Source organism: Georgenia phoenicis, assembly GCF_047302425.1.
Classification (GTDB): Bacteria; Actinomycetota; Actinomycetes; order Actinomycetales; family Actinomycetaceae; genus Oceanitalea.
Genome location: NZ_CP154855.1, coordinates 1,698,628 through 1,713,737 on the forward strand (window position 1 = coordinate 1,698,628; position 15,110 = coordinate 1,713,737).

The following is a 15,110-nucleotide window of genomic DNA, read 5'->3' on the forward strand; positions in this document are numbered from 1 at the left end:
GGCGTTACGACTGTTCCCAGACGCCAATGTTTGAGGCCCCGCCGAGGTCACTCTCAGGACGGGTACTCGGCGCGGGTGACCTCGCACGAGTCGGTGATGAGGAAGCGCAGGACGTCCTCGTCGACGTCGTCGAGCCGCTTGAGGTAGAGGCAGGCGTTGCCCGGCTTGTACGGCCCGAGCCGGGCCAGCTGCTCGGGGTAGCGCTCCTGGTAGCCGCCGACGAGGTAGACGACGAGGTTCGCCTTTCGGGGGCTGAAGGCTGCCAGCGGGGCGTCGCCCTCGCGGCCGGACTCGTAGACGTAGTGGTAGCTGCCGAAGCCGATGATGCTGGGCCCCCACATGACCGGCTCCTCGCCGGTGATGTCGCGCATGATGTCGACGAGGCGCTCGGCGTCCGCCCGGCGGGTCGGGTTCTCGACCGCGGCGATGAAGTCGCGCGGGTCGACGTCGGTGGGCTGCACGGCTGCCTCCTTCGGCTCGGCTGCGCCCACCGTAGTCCGCCCGGGCGGCACGCGGGAGGGGTGCCGCCCGGGCGGCCGGGCTACTTGGCGATCGCCTCGGCGATGGGGGTGGCGCCGTCGGCGAACTCGATCATCTTGCCGATGGTGGCAGGCTCCTCGAGGGAGGCTGCGATGACGCGGGCGACGTTCGCGCGCGAGGTCTTGTGCTCACCGCCGTCGTCCGCGGTCACGAGGTCGATCGAGCCGGTGGGCTCGTCGAGGGTGAGGGCGCCGGGGGCGACGATGGTCCAGTCGAGGCCGGAGTCGCGCAGGTGGTCGTCGGCGTCGGCCTTGGCCTGGGCGTAGGCGTAGAAGGAGTTGCCCTCCGGCACACCGTGGTCCTGGCGCGCGCCGACGAAGGAGACCATGACGAAGCGGCGCGCCCCGGCGAGCTTGGCGGCGTCGATCGTGCGGATGGCGGCGTCGCGGTCCACGGCCCAGGTGCGCTGCGGGTTGCCGCCGCCGGCGCCCGCGCTCCACACGACCGTGTCCTGACCCTGCAGCAGCTCGGTGATCTCCTCGGTGGACAGGTTCTCCACGTCGGCGACGACGGCGTTCGCGCCGGTCTGCTCGACGTCCTCGCGGTGGTCGGGGTTGCGGAAGACGCTGGTGACGGTGTGGCCGGCCTCCGTGAGCAGGGGCGCCAGCAGGAGCGCGACCTTGCCGTGGCCACCGATGACTGCAACGTTCGACATCTCGTTCTCCTCGCGGGGTGGGGTTGAGGTCCTCCTCGACGCTAGGCGCCGTGCGAGCGCTTCGCACACGGGCGGGCGCCGGTGCCCGGTCGATCAGCCTGCCAACAGGGCACCGGCCGATGGGTAGCTAGCCCTTGCCGAGCGTCGAGCCCGCCTTCGACTTGGCCGACTTGCTCGAGCTGTCGGATGCCAACGTCCGCCCCGCCTTGGAGAGGGCCTTCTTCGAAGGCTTCGCCATGGGTCTCACCTCCTCTCGTGGCACTTGTCCATAGGCTGGCACCCGGGTCTGACATCGCCGAGATCACGGTTCGGCGGCTCAGACGGCTCGTAGTCGAAAGCCGTATGGCTGCCACGGAGAAGGGGCTCACGTTGACTGATCACGACTGGGACGACTTCGTGCGTTGGGCGCGCACGGTCGCCGATGCTGTCGATCTGGATCGGGAGGAGCACGGCTACAAGCGAGCGATGGCGGCCAGGCTCGGAGCCGCGCGGAGGCTCTTCCTCGAGAACGATGAGGGATGGTACGAGTCGCTGCTCAGCGCGCTCCAGAGCACGAACCTCCTGCACTGGCGAACCGTCAGCCGCTTCAGGGAGGCAGCGAGCGAGCGGCCCGAGGCTCTCGCCGCGGCGATCGGCGTGCTGTGGGGCGACGTCGACGCCGGCGCCGACGATCTCGCTGCGTTTGAGGAGCCGATTCGTGAGGCAGTCGACTCGATCACCCCGGGCAACATCGTCGCTCTCGGTGCTCTGCTTCTCATGGCGCGTGACCCGGAGGCCTTCCCGCCCTACCGGACGACCCCCGTCGAGAAGTGGCGCAAGCTCGTCGGCCGCGAGTCGCTGGGCACCAGTCCCGTCGAGCGGTACCGGGAGCTCCTTGAGCTGACCGACGAGCTGCTCCAGCGGGCGCCCGGGGCGGGTATCGCGCTGAGCAGCCGACTGGAGGCTCAGGGTCTCGGCTGGAGCGTCGTCAAGTGGCCGGTGGCGGAACTGCCCATCCCGGAGGAGGACAAGCACGCCTTCGCACGATGGAGGGGCGACGCAGAGCCGGCGGGTGTGGTGCCGCGGGGCGAAGGTCCGGCACCGGCCATGGAAGCCGCGGCCTGGAAGGTCCTGGGTGCGGGCCTGCGCCGCGAGCCGTCCCCGGTCAGTGGCAGTGCATCGGTGTGGACGGCAGCCACTGCAGCAGATCTGCGCGAGCGCATCTCTCACGACCCCGGCACCGGAGGCTTCTTCGACAAGCTCATGGTCCAGCTCGACGGCGCCTCGGACGACACTGTGCTGCTCGCGGCTGAGCTCGTCTACCTCCAGTGCGCCCCTCAGGCCGACCTGCGGGCGGACACCAAGATCGCCCGCGTCGAGCGGGTGCTCGCCGCTGCCGGTACCACCTACGCACTACCGGACGAGCTCTGCGTAGGCCTTGAGGCGAGGGGCGCGTTCGGCGGGGGACAGGGGTACAACGCACAGATCGCAAAGCACATCGACTGGCTCACCAAGTTCATCCTCGAGTGGACGGACGCTGAGCCCACGGAGCGGCTTGCTGCGCTACGAACCCCGGACGCATTCGCAGCGATCGCCGCTCGCGTGGCATCTGACTCGGTCGTCTCGGTCGAGCACGCAATCAACTACCTTGCCTGGCCGGGCCACTTCTCCCCAGTGGTCGCCGCTTCCCATCGTCGGTTGATCCGCGACACGTTCGCCGGTGAGATCGGCGGGCCCTCGGGTAACCGTCCGCTCGACATCACCGTCGACCTGCGCCGGATCCGCCAGGCCCACGAGAAGGCCGCGCCCGGTTACCCCGAGTGGTACAACACGCCGTATGTCGAGGCGTGGCGCGCCACCGGGCCGCGCGCCTGGCTCGTGCGTCCCAGCTCCGGGCAGACCGCACTCGTGACGCAGTGGCTCACGAACGGCTTCGTGTCCGTCAAGGCGGAGCATCTCCGCGGCGTCGAGGCGAGGGCATCACGGCAGGCCGTGCAGGTCGCCGTCGAGGAGGGCTACCAGCACCTCGACTACGCCCAGCGCGAGACGCTCGTCGCGGAGTACCTGGCATTCCTCAGCAAGATGCGGCCCGAGGACATCGTCGCCACCGTCGCGGACGGACACCTGTATGCCGGCGTCGTTGCCGGTGAGCCGACCTTCGTCGACGACCCGACGAGCCGCCTCCGACGGGAGGTGGAGTGGGCCGGCGCCCTGGTTGACACTGACGAGCTCTCGCCGCCACTGTCGAGTCTCCTCGACAAGGACGGTTCGGTCGTCGACATCACCTCGGCTCTCGGTGTCCTCGAGGACTACCTGGCGGCCGGTGGGACCGAGCACTCGAAGGTCACTCCGGACGTCCGCGCCTCCGTCCCTGACCTGCCGGCCGTGACCGACGATGTCGCGGGTGGGTTGCACATGGAGCGCGACAAGTTGCAGGAGATCGTCGATCTCCTGCAGGCTCGCCAGCAGATCGTCTTCTACGGTCCTCCCGGCACCGGGAAGACCTACGTCGCCCAGCAGCTGGCTCGTCACCTCGTCGGTCCCGACGACCCGAGCCGGGCGCGGATCGTCCAGTTCCACCCCTCCTACGCCTACGAGGACTTCTTCGAGGGCTACCGCCCTGACGTCACGCCCGCCGGTGTGGCGACCTTCGCGCTGCGACCTGGACCGCTGCGACAGCTGGCGAGCGAAGCGTCGCGTCCGGAGAACCAGGGTGTCCCGTTCGTGCTCATCATCGACGAGATGAATCGGGCGAACCTGGCCAAGGTCTTCGGCGAGCTGTACTTCCTGCTCGAGTACCGCAACGAGTCGATCAGGCTGCAGTACAACCCGACCGAGGCCTTCAGCCTCCCGCCGAACCTCTTCATCATCGGGACGATGAACACCGCCGACAGATCCATCGCCATGGTCGACGCGGCCATTCGACGACGGTTCGCGTTCGTCGAGATGCACCCCGGTGAGCCTCCCGTACGCGGCGTGCTCGACCGCTACATCACCGCAAACGATCTCGACGACGAACGCGCTGTGCTCCTGAACGAGCTCAACGCTGCCATCGGAGCGGAGGACCGTGACCTGCAGATCGGGCCCTCCTACCTGATGCGCAGGGACGTCTCCATGCCCGGCGGGCTCGAACGCGTCTGGAAGTACGACCTCCTGCCGCTGCTCGAGGAGCACTACTACGGACGGTTGGAGCGCGCGGAGGTGCACGAACGCTTCGGACTCGATGCGCTCCGCCGTCGGACGTCGCCGAGCCGGTACACGGACCACGTCGGAGCCGGTTCCGAAGGCGCTGACGGCGAGGGAACCGTGCACCCGGAGAGCTCATGACGGCTGAGGTCACGCTCGACGAGCTGGAGCGTGACGGCGTCGTCGTCCATCTCGATGACGAGCGCGCGGCGGCTCTGTCTGCCACCGGTCTGGTGGAGGTGAGGCCACAGGGCCACGGCCGCTGGGCCCTCGTGCCACGCGGCTTCGTCGGAGCCGTCCGTACGGGTGACCTCCAGGTCCAGGTCAATCCCAAGGAACGGGTGGGGCTCTCTCGTCTCCTGTTCATGCTGGGGTACGCCCGGGACCCCGGCTTCCGGCCTCAGGACGTGGAGGCCGTGGAGCGCGCCGACCTGTGGGCGGCGCTCGCGGAGTCGCTCGTGCGGGTGGTCGAACGGGCCCTCGCGGGGGGAGTGCTCCAGGGGTACCGCACCGTCGACGACGCGCTCCGCACCGTCCGCGGGCGTATCCGTATCGGGGACCAGCTGCGCGTCCGCCCGGGACACATGCTGCCGCTCGAGGTCAGCTACGACGAGTTCACGGTGGACACCCCTGAGAACAGCATCCTGCGGTCCGCGCTGCGGCGCATGTCCGCCGTGCCTCGTGTCCCGCGGGCGCTGGCCGCGCGTCTTCGACATCTCGATGCGCGGCTCGAGGGCGTCCGGGTACTCCCGCGAGGCGGTCAGCTCCCACGGTGGACCCCGACACGGCTGAACCGGCACTACCAGCCGGCGCTCCGGCTCGCCGAGCTCGTCCTGCGCAACGCCTCGACGGAGCCGGGAGCGGGCGGGATGGTCGTCGCGTCCTTCGTCGTGCCGATGTGGAAGGTCTTCGAGGACTTCGTCACCACCGCCCTGCAGGAAGCCCTATTGGCACATCCGGGACGCACGGTCGCGCAGTACCCGGATTGGCTTGATGAGCCGGCTCCCGGCCACTGGCGCGGTGCAGTGCGGATGGACGTCGACATCGTCCACCTGGACGCCACCGGCACACCACGAATCGTCTTCGACGCCAAGTACAAGGCCGCAGGAGGAAGCGGTCAGTACCCCAACGCCGACCACTACCAGATGCTCGCCTACTGCACGGCCCTGCGGGTGCCGGTGGCCTGGCTGGTGTACGCGCAGGGCTCCACCGAGCCGGCGGTCCGGAGGATCAGGAACACCGACGTCAGTGTGGTGGAGTACGCGCTCGACCTCTCGGTGCCGCCTCGCGCACTGCTCGAGCAGGTCCACCGGTTGGCAGACGCGGCCGTGAGGACCTCGGTGCGCGAGCCGCTCGCGCTGTGAGGCACACGGGCGACACCTGTCGGATCGTTACCGTTCTGTAACCGAGCGTTGGCTCGGGGAAGCGCGGATGTAACACAGGTCACTTACGGTGCTCTGTGGGGGGTCACACCGACACCCCCACGTCCACTCCAACGGGGGATACCTGTGACACCACCTGTCAGTACCACCAGCGGATCGCACCGTCGCATCCGTTCCGGCCTCAGCATCGGTGCCGCCGCCGCGCTGCTGGTCACTCTCGTCCCGGCGGCCTCGGCGGACGACGCCGACGCAACCACGGCCGCTGCCGCGCAGGGCACCGAGGAGCTCTCCTCGCCCACGGGCGCCTATTTCATTGAGTTCGCCCCGGAGCCCACCACCCAGGGCGGCAGCACCGCGAGCATCCAGCGCGCCCAGCGCAGCTTCGTCGCCGAGGCGGAGTCTGCGGGCGTCGACCTTGAGGTGCGCCACGAGTTCAGCACGCTGTGGAACGGCATCTCGGCCGACCTGGACGACGACGCCGCCGAGCTCGTCGCCGACCTGCCGCAGGTCGAGGCGATCTACCCGGTCCTCCAGGTGCAGGCGCCGGTGCAGCCAGGGTCCGAGCCTGACCTCCTCAGCGCCCTGTCGATGACGGGCGCCGACATCGCCCAGAGCGAGCTCGGCTTCGACGGCGAGGGCATCCGCATCGGCATCATCGACACGGGCGTCGACTACGACCACCCCGACTTCGGCGGGACCGGCGTCGACGGCGAGACCACGTTCCCGAACGACAAGGTCGTCGCCGGCTTCGACTTCGTCGGCGACGACTACAACTCCGACCCCGAGAGCCCGAACTATCAGCCCGTCCCCATGCCCGACGACGACCCTGACGACTGCCAGGGCCACGGCACGCACGTGGCCGGCATCGTCGGCGCCGACGGCGACGTCGCCAACGGCGGCGTGCGCGGCGTGGCCCCGGGCGTCGAGCTCGGCGCCTACCGCGTCTTCGGCTGCGACGGCTCCACCGAGGCGGACATCATGGTCGCCGCCATGGAGATGGCGCTGGCGGACGACATGGACGTCGTCAACCAGAGCATCGGCTCGGCCTTCGCCACGTGGCCGCAGTACCCGACGGCGGTGGCGAGCGACAACCTCGTCGACGCCGGCGTCGTCATGGTCGCGTCCATCGGCAACAGCGGCGCCTCGGGCACCTGGTCCGCCGGCGCACCGGGCGTGGGGGAGGACGTCATCGGCGTCGCCTCCTTCGACAACGTCGCGGTGACCGCCTCCGTCCTCGAGATCGACGGCGAGGAGCACTCGTACATGCCGGCCGGCGGGTCCGTGGAGCCGCCCACCGAGGGCTCCCTGCCACTCGCGCGGCTCGGTGACCCGGGCACACCGGCGGCACGCGCCTGCCCGGAGATCACCACCGACCTCACCGGTCAGGCCGTGCTCATCGAGCGCGGGGCCGACCCGAACGACGCCGGTTGTGACGCGAGCTTCTACGCGAAGGCGTTGAAGGCGCAGAAGGCCGGTGCGGCAGCCGTCGTCATCTACAACAACGTCCCCGGTGTGCTCAACCCGTCCGTTGCGGGCGCGGAGGCCATCACCATCCCGGTCGTCGGCATCTCGATGCAGTCCGGGATGGCGGCCGACGCCGCCGTCCTCGACGGTGGGGCGACGCTCACCTGGACCGACGTCGTCGGCACCGTGCCCAACCCGACGGGCGGGATCATCTCGAGCTTCAGCTCGTACGGACTCACCGCGGACCTGACCCTCAAGCCGGACCTCGGCGCACCGGGTGGCAGCATCTACTCCACCTACCCGCTGGAGGCGGGGGAGTACGCGACGCTCTCGGGCACCTCGATGTCCGCCCCGCACGTCGCGGGGGCCGTGGCGCTCCTGCTGGAGGCGCGTCCCGACACGGAGGCGCACGACGTGCGCGACCTGCTGCTCAACTCGGCCGACCCGGCCGCCCTGAACACCGACCCGACGACGGCGCTCCTCGAGCCGGTCCACCGTCAGGGCGCGGGCATGCTCGACATCGACGACACGATCGAGTCGACCGCCACGGTGACCCCGGGCAAGCTCTCGCTCGGTGAGTCCGAGCAGGGTGTGTCCACCACGACCCTCACGGTCACCAACAGCACCGATGCGGACGTCACCTACACGTTGTCTTCGCTCGACGCTGCCGCGACGGCCGGGAACCCGGACGCGCCGACGGTCATCAAGGACGCGACCGCTGACGTCGTCATGCCCGACCAGCTCGTCGTCCCGGCAGGCGGGCAGGCCCAGTTCGAGGTGGCGATCAGCCCGAGCGGCGATCTGGAGCAGGCGCAGTACGGCGGCTACATCGTGCTGACCCCGGAGGACGGCGAGCCGCTGAGCGTGCCCTTCGCCGGCTTCGCGGGCGACTACCAGGCGCTGCCGCTGCTGGAGAACCTGACCAACGCCGACGGCGACACGCTCCTCGACCTGCCCGCTCTCGGCAAGATCGCCGGGTGCGACCGGTTCATCGGCATCGACTGCGCCGCGGGTGGGTCCTGGAGCCTCCCCGCCGGCCAGACGAGCTTCAGCATGGAAGGCGGCGACGTGCCCACGGTGCTCATCCACATGGAGCACCCGGCAGAGTCGCTGACCTTCTCGATCTACCGCCCGATGCCCGAGGGGGCGAGTGCGCAGGCGATCGAGGGCCAGGCCGTCGCGCGTTACGAACAGCACATCGGTCGCGACTCGAGCGCTTTCACCGCGTGGACCTGGGACGGGATGCGCTCCACGCAGGGCGGCGGCCGCACCGCCGTGCCGGACGGGCACTACATCCTCCAGGTCGAGGCGCTCAGCGCGCTCGGCGACCCGGACAACGAGGCCCACGTGGAGACGTGGTCCACGCAGGCGTTCGTCATCGACCGCGACGGCGACGGCGTCCCGCCGCTGGAGCCGGAGGAGCCCGCGGAGCCGGGACCGGGGCCGCAGCCGCAGCCGCCGGCCCAGCAGTACGGCTTCTTCCTCAACGACGGCTGGGACGCGCAGGCGGACCACGTCTTCGCCTACGGCCGCTTCACCGACGAGGTCCTCATCGGTGACTGGAACGGCGACGGCACCGACTCGATCACGGTGCGCCGCGGGAACCAGTTCTTCGTCAGCAACGCCCCGCGGGGCGGGCAGGCGGAGCGCGTCTTCACCTACGGGCGCCCCGGCGACGTCGTCCTCGTGGGCGACTGGGACGGCGACGGCACGGACACCCTCGCGGTGCGCCGCGGCTCGGCGTACCACGTGAAGAACTCCCTGGCCGGTGGCCGGGCGGACCGCGTCATCGCCTACGGGCGTGCGGACGACGCCGTCATGGTCGGTGACTGGGACGGCAACGGCACCGACACCCTGGCGGTGCGCCGCGGTTCCACCTACTACGTGAAGAACACGATCAGTGGTGGGAACGCTGACCGCACCTTCGCCTACGGCCGCCCGGCGGACATCACGCTGGCCGGTGACTGGGACGGCAACGGCACCGACACCTTCGCGGTCCGTCGCGGGAACCAGTACTTCGTCAAGAACTCCCTCGCCGGTGGGCAGGCGGACTTCTCCGTCGCCTACGGACGGGCGGGCGACGAGGTCTTCGTCGGCGACTGGGACGGTGACGGCACCGACACCCTCGGAGTGCGCCGCACGCCGTGACGACGGCAGAGCCGAACTGATCGGCTGAACGGCACGATGCCCCGCACCACCACGGTGCGGGGCATCGTGCGTTGAACTCGCTTGACTTCGTCGCGATCCGACGGCATTCTTGCCAAAACGTTCAGCCCGAACGTTTTGGCACCTCCACTCAGTGACACTAGAAGGAGAACCGGCGATGATGCCAAGGCAGCGAAGGAACATCCACGTTGTACTCCCGGCGGCGGCCGTCACGCTCGCGCTCGGCGTGAGCGGGTGCGGCGCGGGTGACCCCTCCGCCTCTTCCGGTGAGGGACTGACCGTCCTTGTCGAAGGTGGTGGGCGAGCCGTCCTCACTCCGATAGCGGAGGAGTTCGAGGCCGAGACCGGTACCGCCGTGACGTTCGTGGAGCTGCCCTACGACTCGGTCTTCGACCGACTCAACACGGAGCTCTCGGGCGGCAACGTCAGCTTTGACGTCGCTGCGCTGGACGCCATCTGGCTCAGTGCGTTCGGTCCAGGCATGGAACCGCTCGACGACATGTTCACGGATGCGGTGACCGACGACCTCTTCCCCTCCCTGGTGGAAGAGGCACAGGTAGACGACCACTTCGTCGGCATGCCGGCGTGGACGAACGCCGAGATCCTCTACTACCGCACCGACCTCTTCGACGACCCGGACCAGCAGGCGGCCTTCAACGCCGAGTACGGCCGTGAGCTGGCACCGCCCACCACCTGGGAGGAGTACCTGGAGGTCGCCGAGTTCTTCACGCAGGACACCGACGGTGATGGCACCATCGACCTGTACGGTGCCGACGTCAAGGGTGCGGTGGAGACCGACTGGCTGGCCCTCGTCCTCCAGGCAGGTGCCGAGAACATGGTGCTCGACGAGGACGGCAACGTCATCGTCAACGATGCCGACCACAAGGCTGCGCTCGACGCCTACATCGCCCCGATCGAGGCAGGCGTCGCGCCGGGCGGTGCCTCGCAGGTCGACTGGGCGGCGGCACAGAACTACTTCAACCAGGGCCAGCTCGCCATGACCCGGTTCTGGGCGCACGCATACGCACAGATCCCGGAGGACTCGCCCGTGGCCGGCAACGTCGGTGTGACCACCATGCCAGCCGGGCCGGGAGGCGAAGCGGCGATCCCGGGTGCGTGGTACCTGTCCGTGCCGGAGGCAACGGCGAACATCGAGCAGGCCATGGAGTTCGTCCAGTTCGTGTACGACCACAACGAACTCGGCCTGGACACCGACCTCGGCCTGGCCGCCACCGTCTCCGCGCTCGAGTCCAGCGACCGTCCGAACCTCGATGCGCTGGTCGCCGCGCTCGACGCGCCCGGAACCACCCCGCGGCCGGCCACGGACCGTTGGCAGGAGATCGTCGACGCCGTCCTCATCCCGATGCTCCAGGAAGCAACGGCGGGGAACGCCGACACCCAGGCGCTGCTCGACCGCGCCGCGGAGCAGATCGAGGCCATCGTCGGCTGAGGGCTCGCCTGCTGGAGGGTGCGGGTGGTAACCCCCGGTCTCCAGCAGGCTCCCGGCCTCGACGGCCATCACGGAAAGGTCCCACTGTGCGACTCACGGATCGCCGCTATGCGATGGCGCTCATCGCGCCCGCGGCTCTCTTCCTCGTCGTCTTCGTCGCCTGGCCCCTCGTCCGGCTCGTCTACGACAGCTTCTTCGACATCTCGCCCATCGGCGGGGCGCGCGAGTTCATCGGCCTCGACAACTACTCGCAGATCCTCGCGAGCCCGACGTTCCAGGGCGCGGCAGGGCGAACCTTGGCCTACACGGCCATCGTCATCACCTTCGAGTTCATCCTCGGTTTCGCTGTTGCGCTGCTCTTCAGCGCGCTGGGCAGCAAGTCGGCGGTGTTCCGCACGATCTTCCTCTACCCGCTGATGATCGCCCCGGTGGTGGCCGGCCTGCTCTGGCGCTTCCTGCTCATCGACAACCTCGGCATCGTCAACAGCCTCCTCCACCGCGCGGGGCTCATCGGCTCACCCGGGGACATCGGCTGGCTGTCCGACCCGAGCATCGTCCTGTGGGCGGTCGCGATCCCCGACATCTGGCTGACGACGTCGTTCATGACCCTCGTCATCTTCGCCGGTCTGCAGAACGTCCCCGGCGACGTGCTGGAGGCGGCGCGCCTCGACGGTGCATCGTTCCCGACCCTGCTCGGGCGGATCATCATCCCCCTGCTGCGGCCGGTCATCGCCGTCGCCCTGATCGTGCGTGGAATCGACGCGGCCAAGGCCTTCGACATCATCCTCATCCAGACCGGAGGTGGTCCCCAGAACGCCTCCCAGACACTGTCCCTCCTCATCCACCAGACGATGGTCCGCTTCGGAGACCCTGGCCAGGCATCGGCCATGGGCACGGTCTACCTCCTTGCGATGATGGTCGTCGCGGGCCTGGCCGTCTGGTTCATCTGGCGACCCGGAGCTAAGTCATGAACGGCCTCACCGTCCGCCGCCCTGCGACCAAGACCCTGCTGTGGGTCCTGCTGGTTGTCGCCGTCGTGCTGTACGCGGCACCGTTCCTCTACCTGCTGCTGACGAGCTTCAAGACGCCCTTCGAGACCCTGGCCGTCCCGCCGCGGATCCTGCCGAGCACGTGGACAACCGAGAACTACACCTCCGCGCTGGAGCGCACCGGCGTCATCCCCTCGTTCATCAACAGCACGACGACGGCGGTCATCTCCACCGGGCTGTCGCTCCTGCTGGCGACCCCTGCGGCCTATGCCATCACCCGGTTCCGGACCCGCGGCGGACAGCTCCTCACCATGACGGCGCTGATCACCCGGATGGTGCCGCCGGTGGCCATCGGCGTGCCGATGATGTCGATGATCGCCTCGATGCGCCTCACGGACACACCGACCGGACTGGCGATCGCCCACACGACGATCTCCCTGCCACTGTCCATCCTGCTCATGGCGAGCTTCTTCGAGGCCGTGCCGGTCGAGATCGAGGAGGCCGCGCGGATGGACGGCTGCGGTCGCCTGCGCGCACTGTGGTCCGTCATCATCCCCATCGTGTCCGGCGGAGTCGCCGTCACCGCGATCTTCGCGTTCCTCGCGTCGTGGAACGAGTTCCTCCTGTCGACGCTCCTCACCTCCGTGCGGGCACAGACGACGCCGATCATGATCGCGAACTTCCAGACCCAGTTCGGGCTCGACTGGGGGCCGATGACGGCGCTGGCAACCCTCTACTCGGTGCCGGTCATCATCCTCACCATGATCCTGCAGCGCCACATCGTGGCCGGCCTGACCCTCGGTGCCGTCAAGGGCTGAGGAACCACGAGAGGAACGGGACGACCTATGTCCAGCAAGAACTACTACGACGTGACGACCTGGCCCGTCGGTGACCCGCACGAGGACATCGGGGAGGTGATCAACTCCATGATCGCCGACCTCAAGGACCGGCAGTCCGTCGCCGACGTGGACGAGGGCGGCAAGCCCGGCGCAGTGATCTACCTCCCGCCGGGCGACTACCGCCTGCGCACACAGGTGCGGATCGACGTCAGCTTCCTCAAGATCCAGGGTGCGGGCCACGGCTTCACCTCGTCGAGCATCCGGTTCAACGTCCCCGAGGACGAGTGGCCCGGCCTGCACGAGCTGTGGCCCGGAGGCAGCCGGGTCCTCGTCGACATCCCCCCGGTCGAGGGGGACGACGCAGCCGCGGGTGCCGCCTTCCACGTCGAGCGGGACGGCAGCCCGCGGATCAGCTCGGTCGAGTTCTCCGACTTCTGCATCGACGGTCTGCACTTCGCACCTGACGGGTCCGACATGCACCCCGAGAACACGTACGTCAACGGGAAGACGGGCATCCACGTCGCTAGTGCCAACGACTCCTTCCGCATCAACGGCATGGGCTTCGTCTACCTCGAGCACGCCCTGACGATCTACCACGCGGACGCTCTCTCGATCCATGACAACTTCGTCGCGGAGTGCGGGAGCTGCATCGAGCTGCGTGGCTGGGGGCAGGCGTCGAAGATCACCGACAACCTGGTCGGGGCAGGCCCCAAGGGGTACTCGGTCTACGCCGAGAACCACGGCGGGCTGCTGGTCACTGCGAACAACATCTTCCCGCGCGGCGCGAGCAGCATCCATCTCGACGGGGTGACCCGGTCGAGCGTCACGAACAACCGCCTGCACTCGTTCTACCCCGCGATGGTGGTCCTCGCCGGGAACAGCTCCGAGAACCTCGTCGCCACCAACCACCTCCTGCGTGACCACGAACCGTGGACGCCTTTCGTCGGTGTCGACAACGGGGTCTCCGACCTCGAGGGGCTGATCTGCGTCAGTGGCAGCAACAACTCGGTCATCGGCAACCACATCTCGGAGGTCATCGACTCCCAGCACATCCGGCCGCCCGGCGCGACACCCGTCGTCATCCGGCTCGCAGCGGGCAGCGGGAACTACGTCTCCACCAACCACGTCGTGGCGATGGATGTCCATGCTCAGTCGAGCGACTCCTGCTTCTCCGCCCAGGTGGACGCGCTGCTGACGACCGCGGCAACGGAGAGTCTGGCTGTCACGGCCGTCATGGTCGACCCGGAATCGCACTCCAATACGATTCTCGACTCTGGGACGGACAACGAGGTTGTCGCGGACAGGTCCGTGAACGCCGTGCGGCCGACGCCCATGGTGGGCGGCTAGTTGGCACGTCCGTCCTCGGCTGAGGAGCACGCTCACGGTCACACACCCGAAGAGACTGGAACATGAAGAAGCAACGAGTGACGATCAAGCAGGTGGCCGCGGAAGCGGGCGTGTCCATCACGACGGTCTCCCACGTCCTCAACGACGTCCCGGGGGTGCGCGTGAACCCCGTCACACGTCAGCGCATCCAGGATGTCTCCGCGCGGCTGGGATACGTTCCCAACCAGCTCGCGCAGTCGCTGCGCACCCAGCGGACGAACACGATCGGTCTCATCGGAGACGAGATCGTCACCACGCCCTTCGCCGGCAAGCTGATCCTCGGCGCTCAGGACGTCGCCCTGTCGCGAGACTCGGTGGTGTTCGTGGTGTCGACGGGGTACGAGCGAGCCGTGGAGACACGGGAGATCGAGGAGCTTCTCCGCCGTCAGGTCGACGGAGTGCTCTACGCCTCGATGTTCCACCGTGAGGTGGAGCTGCCGCCGCAGCTCGCCTCGGTCCCGACGGTGCTGCTGAACGCGGAGTGCGCCACGCCGGGCGTGCCGTGGGTTGCGCCCGACGAGGTGGCCGGCGGGCGCGACGCGGCGGAGGTGCTCCTGCGGGCCGGCCACCGACGGGTGGCGTTCATCAACAACGTCGACGACATCCCCGCCTCGTCGGGCCGGCTGGAGGGATTCCGCGCCCGCCTGGCCGAGGAGGGGGTCGATCCGAGGGATGTGGCCGTCGTGGTTGCCGAGACAGACCCGGCCGGAGGCTACATGGCCGCCAAGGACCTCCTCACCCGCGATCCACGGCCCACGGCGATCTTCTGCTTCAACGACCGCCTCGCGATGGGCGCCTACCGGGCCGCCGGCGAGCTGGGGCTCAACATTCCCGCGGACGTCTCCGTCGTCGGCTTCGACAACCAGGAGTACGTCGCCGACGGTATCTTCCCCGGCCTCACGACGATCGAGCTCCCGCACTACGACATGGGCGTGTGGGCTGCCGAACAGCTCTTCAACCAGATCGACGGCGCGAGCGGTGACGCTCCGACGGCGCGACTCCGCGGGCCCGTGGTCCACCGCGAGTCCGTTGCAGCACCGGCCGACGTCCCTCCCACCGCTTCCTAGCACCGAC

Annotated in this window: 10 protein-coding genes; 8 read left to right on the plus strand and 2 right to left on the minus strand. The window is 68.9% G+C overall.

The window, feature by feature from the left end; genetic code table 11:
• Nucleotides 1-53: 53 nt before the first annotated feature.
• Both AA0005_RS08030 and AA0005_RS08035 read right to left on the minus strand, forming a co-directional pair.
• The gene (locus AA0005_RS08030) at nt 54-461 is read right to left on the minus strand and encodes a DUF1801 domain-containing protein (RefSeq protein ID WP_413452890.1); all 408 of its coding nucleotides are present in this window, start codon (nt 459-461) and stop codon (nt 54-56) included.
• An 80-nt stretch (nt 462-541) separates the two neighbouring features.
• Nucleotides 542-1,195: an SDR family oxidoreductase gene (locus AA0005_RS08035; protein WP_413452891.1), complete on the minus strand. Its 654-nt coding sequence runs from the start codon at nt 1,193-1,195 to the stop codon at nt 542-544.
• A gap of 255 nt (nt 1,196-1,450) precedes the next feature.
• Between AA0005_RS08035 and AA0005_RS08040 the strand changes: the two genes are divergently transcribed.
• From AA0005_RS08040 to AA0005_RS08075, 8 genes are all read left to right on the plus strand, one after another.
• The gene (locus tag AA0005_RS08040) at nt 1,451-4,501 is read left to right on the plus strand and encodes an McrB family protein (protein WP_413452892.1); all 3,051 of its coding nucleotides are present in this window, start codon (nt 1,451-1,453) and stop codon (nt 4,499-4,501) included.
• Nucleotides 4,498-5,724, plus strand: coding sequence for an McrC family protein (locus AA0005_RS08045; RefSeq protein ID WP_413452893.1), 1,227 nt, complete (start codon nt 4,498-4,500; stop codon nt 5,722-5,724). Before AA0005_RS08040 ends, AA0005_RS08045 begins: the two co-directional genes overlap by 4 nt.
• Before the next feature lie 144 nt (nt 5,725-5,868).
• The gene (locus AA0005_RS08050) at nt 5,869-9,354 is read left to right on the plus strand and encodes a S8 family serine peptidase (protein ID WP_413452894.1); all 3,486 of its coding nucleotides are present in this window, start codon (nt 5,869-5,871) and stop codon (nt 9,352-9,354) included.
• 175 nt (nt 9,355-9,529) lie between these two features.
• Nucleotides 9,530-10,822 (plus strand): ABC transporter substrate-binding protein, encoded by a 1,293-nt coding sequence (locus AA0005_RS08055; RefSeq protein WP_413452895.1) that lies wholly within the window; start codon nt 9,530-9,532, stop codon nt 10,820-10,822.
• Between the two features lie 86 nt (nt 10,823-10,908).
• On the plus strand, nt 10,909-11,793 hold the full coding sequence (locus AA0005_RS08060) for a carbohydrate ABC transporter permease (RefSeq protein ID WP_413452896.1): 885 nt from the start codon (nt 10,909-10,911) through the stop codon (nt 11,791-11,793).
• The gene (locus AA0005_RS08065) at nt 11,790-12,629 is read left to right on the plus strand and encodes a carbohydrate ABC transporter permease (RefSeq protein ID WP_413452897.1); all 840 of its coding nucleotides are present in this window, start codon (nt 11,790-11,792) and stop codon (nt 12,627-12,629) included. The genes AA0005_RS08060 and AA0005_RS08065 overlap by 4 nt, the downstream gene beginning before the upstream one ends.
• A gap of 27 nt (nt 12,630-12,656) precedes the next feature.
• Entirely contained in the window at nt 12,657-13,997 is a 1,341-nt protein-coding gene (locus AA0005_RS08070) for a NosD domain-containing protein (protein ID WP_413452898.1), read from the plus strand.
• A gap of 62 nt (nt 13,998-14,059) precedes the next feature.
• On the plus strand, nt 14,060-15,103 hold the full coding sequence (locus AA0005_RS08075; protein ID WP_413452899.1) for a LacI family DNA-binding transcriptional regulator: 1,044 nt from the start codon (nt 14,060-14,062) through the stop codon (nt 15,101-15,103).
• The last annotated feature ends 7 nt before the right edge of the window (nt 15,104-15,110 follow it).

Bases quoted from the DNA above. Each gene is read 5' to 3' on its own strand.
- AA0005_RS08035 (WP_413452891.1), bottom strand. From the start codon at position 1,195: ATGTCGAACGTTGCAGTCATCGGTGGCCACGGCAAGGTCGCGCTCCTG.
- AA0005_RS08045 (WP_413452893.1), top strand. From the start codon at position 4,498: ATGACGGCTGAGGTCACGCTCGACGAGCTGGAGCGTGACGGCGTCGTC.
- AA0005_RS08055 (WP_413452895.1), top strand. From the start codon at position 9,530: ATGATGCCAAGGCAGCGAAGGAACATCCACGTTGTACTCCCGGCGGCG.
- AA0005_RS08065 (WP_413452897.1), top strand. From the start codon at position 11,790: ATGAACGGCCTCACCGTCCGCCGCCCTGCGACCAAGACCCTGCTGTGG.
- AA0005_RS08070 (WP_413452898.1), top strand. From the start codon at position 12,657: ATGTCCAGCAAGAACTACTACGACGTGACGACCTGGCCCGTCGGTGAC.
- AA0005_RS08075 (WP_413452899.1), top strand. From the start codon at position 14,060: ATGAAGAAGCAACGAGTGACGATCAAGCAGGTGGCCGCGGAAGCGGGC.